Here is a 19606-nt window from a genome sequence, read left to right as displayed (position 1 = left end):
ATCGACCGATGAATGATCAGGCCATCGCAGGAAATCACCCGGCACAGAAACTTGTCAGCGGTCTGGCGGAAATCAGAAGCAACTGGACAAGCGGGCAACGGCGTGTGGCCAAACAGCTTTGCAAGAAGCTGCTGACGGATTTCCCAAACGACGGTGATCTTTTGCAGATTAATGGTTTGATCTGCAATGAAAGCGGCGAAATCCCCGAAGCGGTCAAAAGTCTTGAAAGTGCGTGCAACAGCCCGTCACCAAAGGCCGTGTATTTCACCGATCTTGCCGCCGTTCTGGCCAATGCCGGCTACGAGGCACAGGCAAAACCGGTTCTGCAAGAAGCCGTCAAACGGTTTGCGCGCGATGGCAAAATCCATCTTCAGCTGGGCCTGATCGAAGCACGCGGCATGGGAACACGTAACGCCATTCCACATCTTAAACGCGCCATTGCGCTTGCCCCGGATGACTGGACAGCCTGGAGTGCGATGGGAGTTGTTTTGCTGTCGCTTGATGATATCGAGGCTGCCTTGCAACATCTTGCCAAAGCCCTGAAATACGCGATGGCAAAGGGCGATAAAAAAGCCGTCAGTGATATCCGGATCAGTATTGGCGAATGTCAAAAGGAACTGGGCAATGTCAAAGAAGCATGTGCACTGTTTGAAGCCGTTCTTGCCGACGAACCCCACAATATCCGTGCCTGGCATTGCCTGACCCTTGCCACCAAGGTCCCCCAGGAACACCCTGCCCGTGCGGTAATTTACGATATCTATCAATCGGGTCGTTATCAGACGATGCCGGTAAATGAACAGGAAATGCTTCTGTTTTCCATCGGCAAGGTCGAGATGGAGCGCAAAAATCCGGACGCAGCAATGAAGGCACTGAACGAGGCCAACAAAACCAAGCGTCAGACCATCACCTATTCCCCGACCGCCATCGAAGATATGCTGGAACATGTGCGGAAATGTTTCCCGGCAGAACGCTTTGCCCATCTTGGTCCGATCCGTCACGACGCAGATGAACCGCAACATATCTTTGTCGTCGGCATGCCCCGTTCGGGCACGACCCTGATCGAACAGATTTTAAGCTCCCACCCTGAGGTCTTTGGCGCCGGGGAACTTGATACGATGGTGTTTCACCACCACGCCCTGATCGAACACAAGGTGCGCAATGGCCGCAAGCGCGAAGATGTCATGAAATACGATGATGACTTCATCCACATTCTTGGGCAGGCCTATCGCCAGGAAACATTGGGTCGCATCAAACGCATTCAGGCCGCCGGGGCCACGGACCACCCGCCGCGCAGAATTGTCGACAAGCTGCCGTCGAACTTCACCCGTGCGGGAATGCTGGCCTTGATGCTCCCCAATACCCGGATCATTCATTGCCGCCGTCATCCGCTGGCATCGTGTTTTTCAATCTATAACCGCCGTTTTGGCGGCGTGCAGAATTTCGCTTATGACCAGCGCGACCTGGGGCATTACTACAACACCTATGAAAGCTTCATGGATCACTGGCGGGATGTCTTGCCGGCAGACCGTCTTATCGAGGTTGATTATGAAAACGTTGTCGAAAACCTTGAAGATCAAGCTCGGCGTTTGATCGCATTTGTCGGACTTGGCTGGGATGATGCATGTCTTGATTTCCACAAGACCGAACGACAAGTCCGCACACACAGCGCCCTACAGGTGCGGCAGCCGATCTATCGAAGCAGCCTTAAGGGCTGGGAGCCCTATGTAAAACACCTTGGTCCGTTGCTTGAAACACTTGGACTGGATGAAAGCGGCAATCCGGTTTCCGCACAATCAAAAAGGGCCAGCTAAAAGCTGGCCTTTTCCCGATGAAGGGACGCGGAACAATCATCAGTCGTGATGCAGTTCCGGTTCAAGTTCCGGGGTATAAAGGCAATATTGTGCCTTGCCTGCGGCCTTGGCCTGATACATTGCCTTGTCTGCGCGTCTAAGCTGTTCATTCATATCGCAGTGCCCGCCATCAAAGACCGAGAACCCGATTGATGCGGAAACACCACAATCCTCGCCTTTCCACATGAAAGGCTGATTGAGCTCGGCCAGAATCGCGCCCGCGATCTCGCACATTTCCTTTTCGCGCCCCTTGTTGATGAACAGCATGGTGAATTCGTCGCCCCCCAGACGGGCGACTTCCTCGGCGCGTCGTCCGGCACGTTTCAGGCGTTTTGACGTTTCCGTCAACAACCAGTCGCCTGCCGCATGTCCCTTGGTATCATTGAGATTCTTGAACCCGTCGAGATCAAGAATAAACAGGGATGCCGGTGTATTGGTCCCGCGCAGAACATTTTCGCATTGTTCAAGTTTCTGCATAAAGCGCGCCCGGTTGGCCAACCCGGTCAGTTCATCGTTATTGGCCTTGTTTTGAAGTTCGCGGGCTGCGTGCTTTTGCTTGGTGATATCACTTGTCCACCACAGCACGGACTCTTCGCCCTCGAACGACAGAGGTTCGAGCGATGTTTTAAGCCACTTTGCCTCGGCCATTTGCGGGCGGCGCAGGCGAATTTCAACATCATGAAGTTCGCCCACCATATCCATGTCTTTAAGCGACTGCTGGCGATAGCGTTCCGACAACAAAATGGAATCCGTCGGATCCTTTTCCTCTTCAAGGTCGAGCATCTTGGCAAAAGTGCTGTTAAAGAACTGGAACACGCCGGTTTCGCGGTTCGATATCCCGACCCCGATTGGCGCACTTTCCAGTAACCCGGTCAGGCGATCCGCCGCCTCGGCGACCTCGGCCTGTGCCTTTTTAAGACTGGTAACATCGACAAGTGACCCGATGGTGCCGGCAATGCTGCCACTTGGCCCCTTAAGGCTTGAAGCCGCAAACAGGGCCGCGCGTTCCTTATCATCAAGGACAAAGCTGATATCGTCGCGGACCTGGCCTTCGGCGATCAAAAGCGGCTTTTCATGTTCGGCAATGGTTTTTGCCAGACTATCCGGGGCAACTTCGATCAGCTTTTTGCCGATCACATCATCCACCTGAAGGCCGAACAACTCGGCAAATGCCCCGTTGCAGCGTGTGACCACGCTGTCGCGGTTTTTCAGATAAACCGGGATCGGCAGCACATCAATCAGGTGCTGGATGAAAATTTTATGGTCGGCCAGCGCACGGGCAAGTTCCTGTGCCTTGCCCCCATCGCGCAACACAAGTGCGATGGTATCGCCCGGACCGGCATCGCAGTGCCAGGTAAACACCGCCTTACCAAGCCGGAAGCCCGGCAAATCGGCCTGCGAAGCAGATGAAATGCTGGCAAGTGCCTGACGCACTGATCCGACCGCATCACCATCGGAAAACTCGCCATTCTTGGCCAGATAGGCCAGAAACTGCTTGATTTCGGTTCCGGCGCGCAAAACCGACTGGGCGTCGGCAAGTTGCTTTTTCGCAGCCGGATTTATGTGAATGACCTTAAGGTCATTCTTATCAAGGAAAACAAGGCTATCACGCGACAAGGCCGCTGTTGCCGCAACATCTTTACTGACAGACAATATACCCAGAGCACCGCGAAACGGCGCACTCCCTCGGTTATGTTATCATTGATGTCCCAAATCGGACCGTATTGTTCGGTCCTTATTTATATAAGCAACACCAATTACATATCCTTGAGGATAAGTCATGAAATTTCTGACATGCCGGGCATTTATGACGCTTTATTTTCCAGGCATCGGCAGATCGATATATCCGCGATCAATGCAATGTTCGAGTTCACGGGCGGCTGCCAGCATTTCCTGATAGGTTTCGCGCAAGTGTTTGAGCTTTGCCAGCTCTTCCTCGGTCGGGTGCCGTTCGTTACGATCCGCACTGAGTTTGAAGGCATATTTCAGGTAATCGGCACGCAGACGGGCCACAGTAATCATCAGCGGCACGGCATTTTCAACCGACATATCAGGGATCGCCGGGCTGATGATTTCGTGGTTGATCTCGCGCAGGACGTGCTCCATGCCCATCATGAAACGGCTTTTGCTGCGGTTTGGATCCTGTGACATGCCCTTTACTCCTACACCATAAGGGTCTGAATTCTGGTGACAGTATTACGCGGGAAAGTAAAAACACCTATAACAGTTTACTACTTCAAATCCGTGTTCCCCGTTTTCACAAATCGCCCCCGGTCCTGATCGCACCTTGCAGGCACGCGCCAACCGCGCTAGAGGATGGATCATAGATTTTTCAAACACAGGAATTCGATCATGGAAGCACGCGTCAAGTGGCTTGAAAACCTTACCTTCACCGGCACCAGCGGTACCGGGCATGGTGTTGTCATGGATGGCAACAAAGACACCGGATTTGGCCCGAGCCCGATGGAAATGCTGCTTCTGGGACTTGGCGGCTGTTCATCGATTGATGTTGTGCACATCCTGCAAAAGGGACGCGAAAATGTTCTCGACGTGGAAACCGACGTCAAGGCAGAGCGCGCCGAAACCGATCCGAAGGTCTTTACGAAAATTCACCTGCATTTCAAGGTGAAGGGCGAGAACCTTAACGAAACCAAGGTCGGTCGTGCGGTTGAACTGTCGGCGGAAAAATATTGCTCGGCCTCGATCATGTTGTCCAAGGCGGCCGAAGTCACCCACAGCTGGGAAGTGATCGAATAAGGGGGCATTACTGCCCTTAACTGGTCACGATGTTACGATATTAAAAGCGGGCTGAATTCAGTCCGCTTTTTTTGTTACTCGCGCATGGCGCCTGCACGCGCTAGGATTGCGCAACACCCAAAACGATTTCGATAACAGCCCATTACACAAATACTTAACCCGAAACGGAGTTCCCCATGGTCGCACCACAGACAGTAAAAGCCGGTCTGACTTCTTTGCTGCTGGGGACTGCTTTTATCATCGGGGCAGCATCGGGCGCGCTAGCGCAATACGAACCGTCGGGCAATCCGATCATGGCCCCTGCGCCGCAAACACCATTTGCAGATTATGTTCACGCGACCCGCCAGCAAATCCGTACAGTTCTTAAGGCCGGGCGCTTTGCACATGAAAACAAGCCGTTTGGTCCCTTTGATCTTGAACAGGTCGTCGATATGCGAAGCCCCTATAGCATCGCACCGGACGAAACCGCCTGTGACATTGCCGGGCGCGATTTGGCACAGGGCGAGAAGGTCGGATTTTTGGCAGTCCATGGCCTGACCGACAGTCCATACTGGTTAACCGATATTCGTGACCAGCTTCGCGTTCAGTTTCCATGTGCTGTTTTCAATGGTGTGATCTTGCCCGGACACGGGACTGCGCCGGCTGATTTGACCGATGTTACGTATCAGGACTGGCTCGATACGGTCCGCTTCGGGCTTGATGGCTTTGATAGCGATATCACCCACATCATCCCGGTCGGCTATTCGATGGGTGCAGCCTTGATTGGTCGGGAAGTTGCCGAGCGTAACAACGATCCGCGGATCAGTGCGATGATCATGCTGTCGCCCGGTCTTGCCGCCAAAAGCGAGATGGCATGGCTTACCCCCTATGTCCGCTATGTCAAAAAATGGGTTGGCCAAGCAACAGAAAGCGATCCGGTCAAATATGGCTCCATGGCCATGAATGCCGCCGCCGAGTTTCACCTTGTGACCGAGCCCTATCGCGACGGATCGATTGCCAAAAGCAATGTGCCGCTTTTTGCTGCCATCAGTTCCGATGACCAGACAGTCAATCCCCTTGTTGCTGTCGACTATTTCTGCACAAAGAATGACGCGTCCATCAAACATATGATCTGGTATCAGGGCGAAACGAACATCCTGGATGAACATCCAAAATGTGATCGCATCGATGTTGTCAGTTCGTCCAATGATCAAATGCGCACCATCAATCACGCGCATACCGCGATTACCATGAGCCCGGAAAACCCGGTTTACGGTCTTGATGGCGTGATCCGTGATTGCGGTCATTACAGTGATCCGGCTGATCAGCTTAGCTGCAAGACCGGCACGGATACGGTATACGGTGAGCGCAATCTTGTTGAATCGGCCACACCCGGCACCTTGCGCCGTGGTACTTTTAACCCCGACTTTGCCGCAATGATGGACAAGATGGTAACCTTTGTAAGTGCAACCCTTGGCACCCAGAAGCCCCAATGAATTTGCATTCAGGCTCCTCCTATTTGCGCCCGGACGGCAACTTGACCTTTGATGTTGAAAGCTTTGTCGCACCGGACGGAGTGACGTTGCGTGTTGGTGTCATGGCACCAGCCGACCCGGTTGGGTATGTTCTTGTCCTGCAAGGTCGGGGCGAATTCATCGAACGATATCATGAAGCCGCCCTTGATCTGGCCGCGCGCGGTTATGGCACGGTCACCTTTGATTTTCGTGGACATGGCGGGTCAACGCGGTTTGGCGGGGATCGTGCGATGGGTTATATCCGCGACGTCGCCCATTATGTGGCGGACACCCGCCATGTCATCGAATATGTCAAAGACCGCCACGGAATTGAGTTCAAAACAGTTCTAACCCATTCGACCGGCGGGCTGGTTGCGATGATCATGATGCTGGATCAACCCGATCTTTGGCGCAACGCCATCATGATTGCCCCGTTTTTCGGATTGGCCGGACCGCGCCTGTTTGTTCAGGCAGCACGGGTTCTGTCACGCGGGATGAGCGGATCGGGATTTGACAAACGCTATTTGCCCGGACAACGCAATCACGATCCGGTTGCGGCCTTTGATCCGCAAAATGTCCTGACATCGGATATGACGCGCTATCAATCCAACCTGGCCTTGCTTAAGGGTAACCCGGATTTTGTTGTTGGCGGCACGTCGGCAGGCTGGCTTGATGCCTGTTTCAGGGCCCAGGAAACCGTCACCCGTTACTTGCGCGAAGATGATTCTTTTCACCGCCTTCCGCCAATTACCATGGTTCTTGCCGGCGACGATCAGGTCGTTTCCAACAAGACCACGGAATTTCTTTTTGCCGGAAAGCCGAACATCACGATTAAGGAAATCCCCGAGGCCCGCCACGAGATTTTGCAAGAACGCGATTTGTTTCGTGACCAGTTCTGGCAGGCATTTGATCAGCATATGGCGCACCATAATACATAGCTGATCAGGCCTTTGCGCCAGAACCCTCAAAGCGCGATTTTCGATAGGCACTGGGCGCAACACCGCGATGACGGCGAAATTGCCGGTTAAAATGGGACAGGTTCTGAAAACCCGATTGTTCAGCCACCTGATAGATCGGCAGATCGGACGATAACAGCAAGCTTGCTGCGCGCCCCAACCGAAGCCCCATCAGATAATCCTGAATATTCGATCCCATGTGCCGTTGGAAAAAGCGACGCAGGGTGCGTTCGCTCATCCCGGCATTTTCAGCGATCCAGGCACTGCTGACCGGCTCGACATAGTAACCGTGGAGAAGATCAAGCACCCTGCCCAACCGGCTTGCGTCACCATGTTCAGGGATTGCTGCATCAAAGCGTTCGGATGCCAATGGCGTCAGTTCGGTGGCGTCAAGCAATGTGCGCAAGACTTCGATCAACATGACCAACTGGTCGGCCGGGTTCCCTTTTTCGAACACCGTCGCAAACGCAGCGACCTTGCGGGCGGTTTCTTGGTCAAACTGCACGCCGCGCTTTGACAATTGCAACGCCCGTTCAAGCCCGGAGAGTTCGGGCATTGTCTTGCAAACGGTGTTGATCCAGTCCGCAGAAAACCAGAAGACAAAGGCCTGATGCCCTTTGTCCCTTCCGGCAACCCGAAGGGCCGTTTCAAATGCGCGCACTTCGCCATGCGTAACCGATGGTGGTTCGGCATTTGAAGAATGCCATGTGTGGGGCAAATTTGGCCCCAGCAATACCAGATCATCGTCACCATAAGTCCCGATATGGTCCCCGACATAGCGCTGACCGTGGCTTCCAAGCGTCAGGGTCAGTTCGTATTCCGGATGAAAGTGCCAGTCGAACGGGATCGCCATAAGGTTACGATAAAGACCCTTCCATGAACGGTCCGGCGCGATCTGCACATGTTCGAACAAAAGCTTCATCAGACCAATACCACGCCTTTACGGTACGATTTTTAGATCATTTTGGCCAAATAGTATCATTCTTTGTCCGGGCTGTCAGTGGGCAGGTCATCTGGATGCTGCTTTAATTTGAACAGATCAAAACAGGATGACGGAGGAACATCATGTCCATGCTCGCCAATGCCCCAACCATGGCACCAACCATGACGCCCAACAGCGACCGCCCGGGCAATGCATCAACCAAGGAAGTCAGCGGCACGCAATTGCGCGACCTTGAAAAGAAACTGCCGCTGCGCGTTTTGTCCGAGGAAGACTTTGCCCATTGGCAGACTTATGGATATGTCGTCATTCCCAATGCTGTCCCGGCCGAACAGGTTAAGGCGACAGTTGATCTTTTGTGGGAGTTCGAAGAAATGAACCCCAACGATCCGGCAAGCTGGGGCCGTCCGCAAATGCGCGACAACGAAATGAAGGAATTGAACAATTCCGGCATGGTCGAGATTTATAACCATCAAACTCTTTGGGACAATCGCCAGACGCAGCGCGTTTATGATGCCTTTGTTGATATCTGGGATCGTACAGACCTTTGGGTGTCAATTGATCGCGCCAACCTGAACACGCCAAACAAGGGCACCCGTACCTTTGACGGTTTCATTCACTGGGATGCAGATACCAGTGCCGATCCGCTGCCGATCAATGTGCAAGGCGTACTGTCACTGGTTGATACCACCGATGACATGGGCGGTTTCCAGTGCATCCCTGACCTATTTGCGAATTTCGAGGAATGGCGCAAAACTGCACCGTCTGATCGCGATCCCTTCCGCCCGAATATGGACACCATCCCCTATGCGCCCAAACGCATCGCCATGAAGGCCGGTGACCTTGTTATTTTCAACAGCCTGCTGGCCCATGGTATTCGCGCCAACCGATCCGATCAGGCCCGCATCGCGCAATATATCTCGATGGCACCGGCTACCCCGGAAGAACAGGATCTTGTCGACTGGCGTGTAAAAAGCTGGTCCGAACGCCTGCCCGCCCGGGGCTACGCCTTTCCGGGTGATCCGCGGAACTGGGAACAGACCCGCTACGAACGTGCAGAACTGACACCACTTGGGGAAAAGATACTGGGCAAGACACCCTGGTAAGCATTGATATCCCCAAAAGCAAAGAGCGCCTGGCAATCACGCCGGGCGCTCTTTTCAAATTGATAAACTCGATAACCTTAAAGCTTGGCCAGCAATTTCGCCTTGGTTGCGTCATCGACAAAGGCAGCTTCAAGTGCTGTGCGGGTGACACCGAGCAATTCATCATCGCTAAAGCCAAACACGTCCTTGGCGCGTTGATATTCCTCGGCCAAGCTGGTGTGGAAAAACGGCGGATCATCAGACCCCAGCGTGACTTTCACACCGGAATCATGGAATTTGCGCAAAGGGTGCGACGCATAATCCGGATAGACCGATAGCGAGATGTTCGAGCCCGGACAGACTTCCAGAACAATTCCGCGCTTTGCCAGTGTTTCGACCAGTTTCGGGTCCTCAATCGAGCGCACACCATGCCCGATCCGGGTCACAGGCAGTTTATCAATCGCATCCCAGACACTTTCTGGTCCCTGCACTTCGCCAGCATGGGTGGTGCAGCCCAAACCAGCGTCCGCAGCGATCTTGAAGGCCGGATAAAACGTTTCCTGCGAGAACATGCTTTCATTCCCGCCCATCCCAAATCCGACGATATAAGGATGACCGCAATCGGCTGTTTCTTTTGCGACCTTGACCGCGATATCACCCCCAACATGGCGCACACAGGTCATAATGATCCGGCCGATAATCCCGGTTTCCTTTTCGGCACGATCAATGCCGTCAACCACCGCTTCGAGATGATCATCATAAGACAGGCCACATTCCGCCGCATGGGTCGGTGAACAGAAAAGCTCGACATAAAGCGCGCCCACCTTGGCCTGTTCGGTCAGGTAGAAGTGGGTCAGATCGGAATAATCCTGCTTGGTCCGGATGGCCGCACTGGCCTTGTCAAAGCTTTTGAGGAATTCCGGAAAGTCACCCCAGATGTAACGATCCTGATCGTCATAGATGCCATCAGGCAAGGTCAGGTTATTGCGCTTGGCAAATGCACGCACAAGCGCGGGCGTCAATGCCCCTTCAAGATGCAGATGCAGCTCGGCCTTCGGGATCGTCAGGGTCATAAGGGGCGCTCCGGTTATGTCGGTATCTTTTTTATCTCAAGATACTTTCTAACCCGAAGCCCCCATAAGGTCACGCAGCAACCGCTTTGCGCGATGATTTCTGTGCCGCGTTTGCCATATTGTCATCACTGCCATCGGCAAGTTCCGCCAGCGGTCCGATATAGGGTTCAAACCGCTGCCATTTACCGAGCGAGTCTTTGAAAATCGGACGACGGACCTGAATCATGCTTGCGGTCGCCGCCGTCTGATCGGTTTTATAAAACTCCAAACATTCCGGACGCCAATCCAGCCCGCAATGCGCCAGATAGTCCTTGGCCACCGTTTCCGGGTCGGCAATCAGATCCTCATAAGTCAGATCATACAACTTACCCGCCTGATCGGTTTCAAAGAACACCTTCATCAGGGAAACATAAGCGCGATAGTAATCCGCCAACTGACCCAGATCATCGGCATAGCGCATCGGAACGGCAAATGGCGTTGTATAGATCGAAAGACAGGTCGCCAGCGGATGACGATGGGTGTGAATGATCGGAGCATCAGGGAACACCCGGCGGATCATCTCAAGACGCAAGAAATTTGCCGGTGTCTTGTTCGTGACAAAGCGTTTTTCTGGTGCATAGGCATTCAACGCCGCCAGATATTTCAATCTGATTTTCCGAATTGCCTTCTTGTCCAGGCGCATAAGCTGTTCGGTCATGGTTCCCCGGCCAACAACCTCCGCAACGGCCTTTGCGAAGTCACCTACTTCCCCAGCAGCATAAACATCTGGATGTGCACCCAAGATACGCTCAGTAAGGGTGGTACCGGATCGCGGCATTCCGACGATAAATATTGGCTTTGGGCCAGCAGCATCGGCATCCTTCGCTTCGAATGCCACATCACTCTGGAACGCGTATTTCCTTACGGTATCTTCCAGAACTTGCATTTGTCCAAGCTCTTGGTGCATGTCAAAGGGCCTTGCTAAACGATTTGCGGCGTGACCCTTTTCATAGCAAGCAAAAGCTCGCTGCATATCGCCATCTGTTTCTGCAATCTTCGCCAAAGCGAAATAAGCCTTGTACTTTGTAGCCCCGTCCGATCTGGGGTTAGCGAGAATTGCTTCAAGGCTGGCAACGGAACTCTCAGGCATTGCCTGTGGTCGCATGAATGAGATCACAACATATGGCTGTGCGCTGTACTCCGGCTGTTCCGATATCACAGCCAAACTACTTTTAACCGCCTGCTCTACTTTTCCAGCCATTGCATAGCAGGAGGTTAAAAACACACGCAGATCCAGGTTCCCCGGCTCACGTACCAAGGCCTTTTCTAACACTTCCAACGCAATATCATATGTTTCCTGATGCAAATGGATGTTTGCAATCAGCTTTTGAACATCATTAAAAAATTTGCTGCTTTCAGGTATCCTTTGAAGCACCTCAACAGCTAGGCTGAGCCTTGAATCAACGCACTTACCGGGGCTGACAGCTATAACGCGTTGAAAAATCGTGTCTCCCAACAGGTACGCAAATACGTATTCTTGCGGCGCAGCATTAAGGCGCTCTTCTATAACAGATTCGACTGAACTAAAGTCATTTGTAATTTGTGAATATTGGCGCAGATTCTGTACAACCGCATCAAAAAGCTTGTCGTTTCGGGGAACAGCTCTAAACAGTTTAATCAAGCGAGGGCCCGCAGCAGAAGGGTTCTTACCCTGCAACTCGCTAACAGCAGTCATAATTTGGATATCGGCACGTTTCGGATGCGTGCGCAAAATGCGAACACCGACCTTCGCAGCCGTTTCAAAGTCACCGGCAGACATTGCCTTTTTAAGATCAGCGGCAATATCGGTTTTCAACTGCGTCATTCATTTGTCCCTGGATGCGATCAATTAATCTCACGCCCCCTCCCCAAGTACAACAAGACCATAAGTCATTTAATTGATGACGCAAAGCACAAACAACTACCCCAACGGGAAAAATCACGAATTTGTGAAATCAACATATCTCTGACAGAATTTTCTTCTAATTTGCTGCCGAAAAACAGTATCCGGCTCACTTCCGGGACACGTTGCGCAAAGGCCGAAACAGAAGTTCTTTTGATGCCAGGATGGCACCAGTAACGATCAAAAAGCACCCGGCAACCACAACCGGCGTTGCCACGGCCTTGCCAAAAGCAATCAGAAAACAGGTACTGAGCAACGGCGCACCATAGGATGCGACACCAAGGATCTGGATATCGCCATGCTTGGTGCCGTAATCCCAGACAAAGAATGCAGCACCAACCGGGCCAAGCCCCAAGGCAAGTATAGCGAGCCACTGGGTCATGTCTGGAACGACCCATATTTCTGTCATGCCATGGGTTATGAAGCCCAAAACAGCCGCCCCGGCACAAAATCCACATACGGCATTTACCGGTACATAAGCATAACGACGGTTCAAAACCGAATAGCCTGACCACAGGAAAGAACAAACAATCGCCGCCCCATACCCCACCGCATAGGCCGGATCGAAATACAGGCCCTTGCCCTTACTTACCAGCAAGACAGCCCCGGTCAGCCCAAGAACGCCACCCGCAACATGATACCAGCGCAATCTTTCGCCGGGCAAAAGGGCCGAAAACAGAACAATGAAAAGCGGCCATAAATAAGCAATCAGACTGGCTTCAACGGCGGGCGCATTGGCAAGGGCGACGAAATAGAAAAAGTGATAACCAAACAGCCCGCCAACACCCAGAATCCAGGCCCCAAGCGGTTGGCGTAACGCTGAAATCACCGACCCACCCCGCCCCATGATCCAGATACAGCTTAGGATACTGGCAATCGAGAAACACAAACTAACCAGTTGGAACGGCGGGATATCAGAGACTTCTGTGGTAAAAAGCGCCAGAAGCGACCACAGGAGTACAGCAGTCGTCCCAACCATCGTCGCTGTTTGTTTTCCTGGCCCGACGTTCATGTCCTGCACCTGCATTTGCGTTATCAACAAACCCGAAGATGCGTAAAACACGGCAACACGTCTTTGCCCAAACTCCGAATTTGGACATGGCAAGCAGATTATAGATACAAGGTGAGATCAGGCGTCGAGCACCGGGTGTTTCTTGTGCCGGATCACCACAGGGGAGCAACCGAAACGCCGCGAGAACGCACGCGAAAAGGCACTTTGATCTTTGTAGCCAACCGCACAGGCAAGATCACCGATTGAAAGCCCGATCTGCTCGTCCTGCAACATGGCCAACGCTGTTTGCAATCGTTGCTCGGCAAGCCAACGCATCGGGCTGGTGCCAAGATATTGCTGGAAGGCACTAAACAGGCTGCTTTCAGATTGGGCGGCAATCCGGGCCATATCAGAAATACTGATATCCTCGGCCAGTCTGGTTTCCGCCCAGGCCGTCACCCGGATAAGTCGCGATGGTAGTGCGTTCCCGGTATCGGGGTGTCGACCGATGGTCGCACGGCTATGGGCCAGGAGATGACGCAAACCACTCATCAATGCTGTATTGTCATCACCGGGATCAGTGAACTCAGTACGGGTAAGCCGAATTTGCGTTTGATGATTTCGCGCCTCAAGCAACCCGACAAGTCCACCCTGATAGCCGCTCAGGATTTCAAGATACGAGGATGCATTCCCGGATTTATGCCAAAGGGCCTCAATCCCGGTTCTCTGCGCAAGAGTGATATCCACATCCAGCACCAGAAAGCGGTTCAGTCCCTCGGCGCGAAAGGCATGGGTTCGTCCGGCTTCAACAAATGCCATTTGCCGCCCGCAGACTTCCCCGCCACGCCCTTCTATTTCAAGCTCAAGCCGTCCCAGATCGGAAATAATGATCTGGTGGAAATCGCTGTGACTATGACTTTCGGCTTGGGCGCGATATTGCCGCAGGCTGTAATGCATATCTTCCCCGTAAATCAGAAGCGCGCTTCCTGAAGGTTTAAACCCCGACGCAAGCAGGCTTCATGATATCAGTCGGCACCACCATCGGGATATGCCAATCACTTCAGACCCGCAGCATTTCTTCAAATTCGCGGCGGATCATGCGTTTATAGCTCGCAACGATTTCGCGTCCTTCGCGGGCCGGGACAGAAACGGCAAGGCGCATGGTTGCTTCGCCGTTATACATGATCAGCAAACAACGCGCGGCAAGTTTACCGGCATCCCCGTCATTGTTGCGGATACGTAAAACCGTCTTGGTCAAAAGGGCCGCATTGGCGCGACTGACTTCAAGTTCCATATCGCGCAAGGTCTTGTCGGCCTGTGTCCCGGTCCAGATATCACATATCACCGGTTCGGCCAGAAACAGCTCGTAATAGGTATCAATCAACTGATCAAAGGCCGCGATCAGGTCCCTGGCACTTGTCACACCGGCAAGAGCTTCTTCGATACAATGTTGAGAATCCTCGTTATATCGATCGGCAAGTGCGTGAATGATTGACGCCTTGTCCGGGAAATATTGATAAAGCGATCCAATCGGGACTCCCGCCTTTTCTGCGAGTTCCCCCATCTTCATCGCATCACTTCCCTGTGCTGCAATCAGCTCGCACGCAGCCTTGAGGATGTTTTCAACCCGTTCGCGGCTTCTTTTTTGCGTGGGGAGCTTCCGCATCTTTTTCGCGTTTTCCGACAAATACTTGCGCCCTGTTTTCACCTGTAACCATCCACCCGATTTGGATGCGGACACAGGTTTGTGAACACCAAACTCTCTTGACGGACAGAATACGAGGATTTATCACATTTGGCAAATGTGAGGATTATTCACATTTTGAAACCCCGATCAGGAGCCCCCGGAAATGAGTAAAAAACCCCGTTATCTTGTCCTTGGCGCAACCGCCAAAACCGGTCGCCGCGTTGCCGACAAACTGCGTGCGCAAGGCCATGAAGTGCGCGCCGTGTCGCGCAGCACCAGCCCGTCCTTTGACTGGACCAACCCCGATAGCTGGCAGGATTGCCTTAAGGATGTTGATGCCGTTTACATTACCTTCCAGCCCGATCTTGCAGTACCGGGATCGGATGCCATCATTGCGCAATTTGCCAAGGCGGCCCTTGCCAACGGGGCCAAACGCCTTGTGATGTTATCCGGGCGCGGCGAAGAAGCTGCCCACCGGGCGGAAGATGCTCTTTTGCAATCAGGTGCCGATGCCACGATCTTGCGCGCCAACTGGTTCTTCCAGAATTTCAGCGAGGATCTTTTCCTGCCCTATATCCAGTCGGGCACCCTTGCCCTGCCCGCTGGCGATATCCCGGAACCGTTTATTGATGCCGATGACATCGCCGAATGCGCGGTTGCCTGCCTGCTTGATCCTGCACATATCGGCAAGACCTATGAGCTTTCGGGGGCCGAGGCCCTGACCTTTGCCGATGTCACTGCAATCATCGGACAGGCAATCCACCGCCCGGTCCATTTCGTTCCCATCACCCTTGATGAACTTGACAACGGTCTGGCGGCAGATGCTGTGCCGGATGAATTCCGGGGTTTGATCCGCTATCTGTTCAGTGAAGTTCTGGACGGTCGCAACAGCACACCGACACAGGATGTAAAAGCAATTCTGGGACGCGATCCCAACAGCCTGATCCGCTACGCCGAAACCGTTGCCAAAACCGGCCTGTGGCAATTGGCAAAACGCGCCTGATCAAAAAAATGGTGCGCAGCAAGGAATTGCTACGCACCAGTCAGGATCAGACCTTAAATCCACAAGCCTTGATCCCGGCAACACCCTACCTCAGGAATAGGGAGTCTGTGGTCAGGAAAACAGGTCCCTGTTTTCCTTGATGATCAGTGGAAGCCGTTCCATCGTTCCCGACAGATGTTGGCGCATTTCGGTCACCGCCGCCGCAGCATCACCCGCCTGAATGGCATCAATGACCGCCTTGTGCCCTTCGAGAACCGAGACCATTTTACCGGCACGCGGCAGATCAAGGGTACGCACACGCGCAAGATGGCCACTGCGTGCGGTGATCTGAAGATGCAGGTTCGACTGGTTCACCCCGTTAAACAATGTGGCGTGAAAACTGTCATCAAGCTGCTTGAACAGATCAACCTGTTCAACGTCATCAACCAGAGCTTCCTGCATTTTCAGGATACCCTTGGCCTTGGTCACGGCACTGGATTCCTTGACATCGGCCAGTTGGCGCACAACTTCGCATTCGGCCGCAACACGTAGAAAATGTTCTTCGCGAATGCGGGCTTCGTCAATTTTGGTCACAACGGTACGAGACTGCGGATAGGACACCACCAGCCCGTCCTGTTCGAGACGCATGATGGCTTCGCGCACCGGTGACTGGCTGACCTTGAAACTTTCGGCAAGTTCGGCACGGACCAAGGTGGTTTCGGGCAACAATGCCAATGAAATGATCCGGTTGCGGATATCTTCATAGACCAGTGCCGACGCCGGAACATGGGCATTCCCCTTGATCCCGCCATCTGCGATCCCAATCAGTCCGTGTGTAGATGTGTTCATTTTCATCTATCTCCCTGGCAATTCTTTGAATGCCTAAATCCTTGAGATCACTGATTACATTAATGCGTTAGGCAACAACAACGTCAAACTTGGGATCGCCGCCATCAGGATGAAGAAGATAACCATCGCAATGAAGAACGGGATCGATGCCCTGGAATAGGCCCCGGTTTTGACGTCAAGAATGCCGCATACCGTAAACATGATGACCCCGACCGGCGGCGTAAGCCCGCCAAAATTGATCAGGGTAACGATCAGAATGCCCATATGCACCGGGTCGTAACCGGCATTGACCAGAACCGGCATGACAATCGGCGTGACCAAAAGGATGTTGGCCGCCCCTTCCAGGAACATGCCGCTGATCACCAGAACCGCAACAACAAGGATCAGGATCACCGTCGGGTTTTCCGTCAGGGTCGTTACAAATTCGGTAATCTGTTGCGGGGCACGTTCAATCGTCATGGCATAGCCAAGAACCGCCGCCATAATGATCAGCAACATCACCATGCCAAGATCGGAGACCGAGCTTGTGACCGCTTCCTTGAACTTTGCGAAATCAAGTTCGCGATAGGCAAAAAGACCAACTGCAAGCGCATAGAAAACAAGAAACGCACCGGCCTCGGTCGCGGTAAACAGGCCAAACCGGAACCCGACAATCAGGATCACCGGAAAGGCCAGCGCCCAGATGCTTTCGCCAAAGCTGCTAAGAAGTTCCTTGCTGCCGGGCATATGCGGAAGATCGGGTTTATAGCCGTTCTTTTTTGCGACAAACCAGGACGTGATCATCAAAACAATGGTCAGACAGATCCCCGGAATGATCCCGGCAAGGAACAGACGACCGATGGAAACTTCGTTTACAAAGCCAAACAGGATCAAACCGATGCTGGGCGGGATGGTTGCGGTAATAACCGAACCGAATGCAAGAACCGCCGCCGTTGATGCCTTGGAAAATCCCTGTTTGATCATGCTGGGGCCAAGAAGGCGTGCCTCCATCGAGGCATCAGCCACCGCCGATCCGGAAATACCGCCCATCATGAAACTAAGCACAATGGAAACCTGTGCCAGACCACCGGCCATCCAGCCGGTCAAAAGACGGGCAAATTTAACAAGGCGATAGGTAATCCCAGTCACATTCATCAGGTTGCCGGCCAGAATAAAGAACGGCACGGCAAGAAGTGGGAAACTTTGGGTCGCGGTCACCATTTTCTGAATGACCACGGTCGGCGGCATAGCACCACTGACGACAAAAACAGGAATGGAAGCCAGACCAAGCGCAAAGGCGACCGGCATTCCGATAATCAGGAAAACCCCGAAAAGAACTGCAATCAAGATCAACATCAGACGGTCCCCCAGTTCCGAATGCGCCGAACAAGCTGGACCACCATGGTTCGCATCATAAGAAGGATACCGACCACCATCGACGCATGGATGTAGGAGGCATTAATCTGGGCTGCGCCAACAAGGCGCGGATGCATCAGGATCATATTTCCCCATGCGTAATAAAGCAGGAAGGCAAGGAAGCTGATGACAACGATAATGTTGAAAATCTCGATCAGGCCAACGGTCCGTGCAGAAAAGATTTCTTGCAGAACCTGAAGCCCGAAATGCCGGTCTTCCTGCATGGCGATGTCGGCTGCCAGCATGCAAAGCCAGGCAAAGATCAGCTGTGCCATTTCGACCGACCAGATAATTGGCGATCCCATCGCACGGGCCACTGAGGCAATTGCCACAAGGACAACAACAGCAACCAGAAGCCCCCCGGCACATGCAAACTCAATTCGCTTGAGCATTTATTCAATTCCATCCTGAAGTTTGGTGTGCGTTGCCTTGGGAAAAGGCAACGCACGGAGGCAAGACAAATTGGTCAGTTCGCAGGGATTAGCGACCCAGAACCTTTTTGACGGTTGCAGCCTCGGCTTCGAGATCGAGCATCTTGTAAACCGGTGCAACGGCTTCCTTGAACGGAGCCAGATCAACGTCGCTGACTTCAACGCCGCTTGCCGCAACATCGGCCAGTGCCTTTTCGCCCAATTCGATGGTCAGTTTGGACGCGTAGCGGCCATCTTCGACGGCAAGATCACGGACGATTTTCTGATTTTCAGGGGAAATTTCGTCCCATGCCTGCGCACCGACAACAAGGGCGGTGACCAGCTGAATGTGACCGGTTTTGGTGACGTTCTTGATCACTTCATAAAGTTTGGCGTTCCAGATTGCGGTCGGCTGTGCTTCGGCAGCATCAATCGAGCCAAGCTGCAAGGCGGTATAAACTTCACCCCAGGCAATCGGGGTCGGCTCGGCACCCATGGCACGGATGGTTTCGATCCAGACCGGCGCACCGATGGTCCGCATACGAACACCGGAAAGATCAGCCGGGCTTGAAATCGGTTTCTGGGTTAGTGCATGGCGCGCACCCTGATACCAGTTTGATGCAATCATCACGAGACCGGATTTTTCGCGCAACTCGTCACCCCAGGCAATGTATTCCGGGGACAGGGCGAATTTATCGGCCTCTTCATAGGTATCAAAAAGGAAGGGTGCCGACATGATGGCAAGCGACGGCACGAAGCTTGAAAGACGGGCTACATCGGTAACCGTGCCCACAGCTGCACCCGCGCGGGCCTGATCGATCATTTCCGTGGTATCGCCAAGCTGCGAGTTGTGGAAAACCTCGATGATCACATCACCGTTGGTTGCCTTTTCCACATCGGCTTTGAACTTTTCAAGTCCCTGTCCCATCGGATCATTCGGCGACAAAACCGTCCCGATCCGAAGGGTCGTCGCCGCGGTTGCCGGCATGGCAAATGTGACTGCACCCGCCAGAACAGCACACAGTCCGAGTGTTTTTACCGCAAGTTTCATTTTGGATATCCTCCCGTTGAATTGGCATTTTGCCAAAATTGATATTTTAGTTGTTGTAAAATCCTAATTATCATTCCCCAATCTTGTCAACGAAATTCTCCACTTGTAAAAATCGTTTAATTAAAATGACTTAGAATATTTCATACTTCATAGAGAACGCCACTTG

The 19606-nt window shown here is 53.0% G+C and carries 18 protein-coding genes; 6 read left to right on the top strand and 12 right to left on the bottom strand.

Annotated elements, in window-relative coordinates:
- Window positions 1-8 precede the first annotated feature (8 nt).
- Entirely contained in the window at window positions 9-1811 is a 1803-nt protein-coding gene (locus TH19_RS20140; RefSeq protein WP_114104153.1) for a tetratricopeptide repeat-containing sulfotransferase family protein, read from the top strand.
- Between the two features lie 39 nt (window positions 1812-1850).
- On the opposite strand, the gene TH19_RS20135 is transcribed toward TH19_RS20140, so the two are convergent.
- The gene (locus TH19_RS20135; protein ID WP_258548056.1) at window positions 1851-3503 is read right to left on the bottom strand and encodes a diguanylate cyclase domain-containing protein; all 1653 of its coding nucleotides are present in this window, start codon (window positions 3501-3503) and stop codon (window positions 1851-1853) included.
- A 162-nt stretch (window positions 3504-3665) separates the two neighbouring features.
- On the bottom strand, window positions 3666-4001 hold the full coding sequence (locus tag TH19_RS20130; RefSeq protein WP_114104151.1) for a hypothetical protein: 336 nt from the start codon (window positions 3999-4001) through the stop codon (window positions 3666-3668).
- A gap of 201 nt (window positions 4002-4202) precedes the next feature.
- On the opposite strand from TH19_RS20130, the gene TH19_RS20125 reads away from it, so the two are divergent.
- The 3 genes from TH19_RS20125 (at window position 4203) to TH19_RS20115 (ending at window position 7038) form a co-directional block, all read left to right on the top strand.
- Window positions 4203-4607: an OsmC family protein gene (locus TH19_RS20125; RefSeq protein ID WP_114104150.1), complete on the top strand. Its 405-nt coding sequence runs from the start codon at window positions 4203-4205 to the stop codon at window positions 4605-4607.
- A gap of 176 nt (window positions 4608-4783) precedes the next feature.
- Window positions 4784-6082: an alpha/beta hydrolase gene (locus TH19_RS20120; RefSeq protein ID WP_114104149.1), complete on the top strand. Its 1299-nt coding sequence runs from the start codon at window positions 4784-4786 to the stop codon at window positions 6080-6082.
- Complete coding sequence (locus tag TH19_RS20115) at window positions 6079-7038, top strand: alpha/beta fold hydrolase (protein WP_258548055.1); 960 nt, start codon at window positions 6079-6081, stop codon at window positions 7036-7038. The genes TH19_RS20120 and TH19_RS20115 overlap by 4 nt, the downstream gene beginning before the upstream one ends.
- Before the next feature lie 4 nt (window positions 7039-7042).
- On the opposite strand, the gene TH19_RS20110 is transcribed toward TH19_RS20115, so the two are convergent.
- Complete coding sequence (locus TH19_RS20110) at window positions 7043-7978, bottom strand: helix-turn-helix domain-containing protein (RefSeq protein WP_114104148.1); 936 nt, start codon at window positions 7976-7978, stop codon at window positions 7043-7045.
- A 143-nt stretch (window positions 7979-8121) separates the two neighbouring features.
- Between TH19_RS20110 and TH19_RS20105 the strand changes: the two genes are divergently transcribed.
- Window positions 8122-9102, top strand: a complete 981-nt coding sequence (locus tag TH19_RS20105; RefSeq protein WP_114104147.1) for a phytanoyl-CoA dioxygenase family protein — start codon at window positions 8122-8124, stop codon at window positions 9100-9102.
- A 77-nt stretch (window positions 9103-9179) separates the two neighbouring features.
- On the opposite strand, the gene TH19_RS20100 is transcribed toward TH19_RS20105, so the two are convergent.
- The 5 genes from TH19_RS20100 to TH19_RS20080 form a co-directional block, all read right to left on the bottom strand.
- Complete coding sequence (locus TH19_RS20100; RefSeq protein WP_114104146.1) at window positions 9180-10154, bottom strand: adenosine deaminase; 975 nt, start codon at window positions 10152-10154, stop codon at window positions 9180-9182.
- A gap of 70 nt (window positions 10155-10224) precedes the next feature.
- A complete protein-coding gene (locus TH19_RS20095; protein ID WP_114104145.1) occupies window positions 10225-11997 on the bottom strand; it encodes a tetratricopeptide repeat-containing sulfotransferase family protein in 1773 nt (590 codons plus the stop codon).
- A gap of 187 nt (window positions 11998-12184) precedes the next feature.
- Window positions 12185-13087, bottom strand: a complete 903-nt coding sequence (gene yddG / locus TH19_RS20090; RefSeq protein ID WP_114104177.1) for an aromatic amino acid exporter YddG — start codon at window positions 13085-13087, stop codon at window positions 12185-12187.
- Window positions 13088-13204: 117 nt separating this feature from the next.
- Window positions 13205-14023, bottom strand: a complete 819-nt coding sequence (locus TH19_RS20085) for an AraC family transcriptional regulator (RefSeq protein ID WP_114104144.1) — start codon at window positions 14021-14023, stop codon at window positions 13205-13207.
- A 103-nt stretch (window positions 14024-14126) separates the two neighbouring features.
- A complete protein-coding gene (locus TH19_RS20080) occupies window positions 14127-14732 on the bottom strand; it encodes a TetR/AcrR family transcriptional regulator (RefSeq protein ID WP_181846497.1) in 606 nt (201 codons plus the stop codon).
- 184 nt (window positions 14733-14916) lie between these two features.
- On the opposite strand from TH19_RS20080, the gene TH19_RS20075 reads away from it, so the two are divergent.
- On the top strand, window positions 14917-15756 hold the full coding sequence (locus tag TH19_RS20075) for an SDR family oxidoreductase (RefSeq protein ID WP_114104143.1): 840 nt from the start codon (window positions 14917-14919) through the stop codon (window positions 15754-15756).
- 111 nt (window positions 15757-15867) lie between these two features.
- On the opposite strand, the gene TH19_RS20070 is transcribed toward TH19_RS20075, so the two are convergent.
- The 4 genes from TH19_RS20070 to TH19_RS20055 all read right to left on the bottom strand — a co-directional run bounded on the left by TH19_RS20070 (window position 15868) and on the right by TH19_RS20055 (window position 19440).
- Complete coding sequence (locus tag TH19_RS20070) at window positions 15868-16584, bottom strand: GntR family transcriptional regulator (RefSeq protein WP_114104175.1); 717 nt, start codon at window positions 16582-16584, stop codon at window positions 15868-15870.
- Window positions 16585-16638: 54 nt separating this feature from the next.
- The gene (locus TH19_RS20065; RefSeq protein ID WP_114104142.1) at window positions 16639-17919 is read right to left on the bottom strand and encodes a TRAP transporter large permease; all 1281 of its coding nucleotides are present in this window, start codon (window positions 17917-17919) and stop codon (window positions 16639-16641) included.
- Window positions 17919-18371: a TRAP transporter small permease gene (locus TH19_RS20060; protein ID WP_114104141.1), complete on the bottom strand. Its 453-nt coding sequence runs from the start codon at window positions 18369-18371 to the stop codon at window positions 17919-17921. The genes TH19_RS20065 and TH19_RS20060 overlap by 1 nt, the downstream gene beginning before the upstream one ends.
- A gap of 88 nt (window positions 18372-18459) precedes the next feature.
- Window positions 18460-19440 carry a C4-dicarboxylate TRAP transporter substrate-binding protein gene (locus TH19_RS20055; RefSeq protein ID WP_114104140.1) on the bottom strand — a complete coding sequence of 327 codons (981 nt, stop codon included), beginning with the start codon at window positions 19438-19440 and terminating at the stop codon, window positions 18460-18462.
- Window positions 19441-19606: the final 166 nt, after the last annotated feature.

This window comes from Thalassospira profundimaris (assembly GCF_003326675.1).
In the GTDB taxonomy this organism is placed as follows: domain Bacteria; phylum Pseudomonadota; class Alphaproteobacteria; order Rhodospirillales; family Thalassospiraceae; genus Thalassospira; species Thalassospira aquimaris.
Note: the sequence above shows the minus strand (reverse complement) of the source record. Positions and strands in the feature narration are given on the sequence as shown.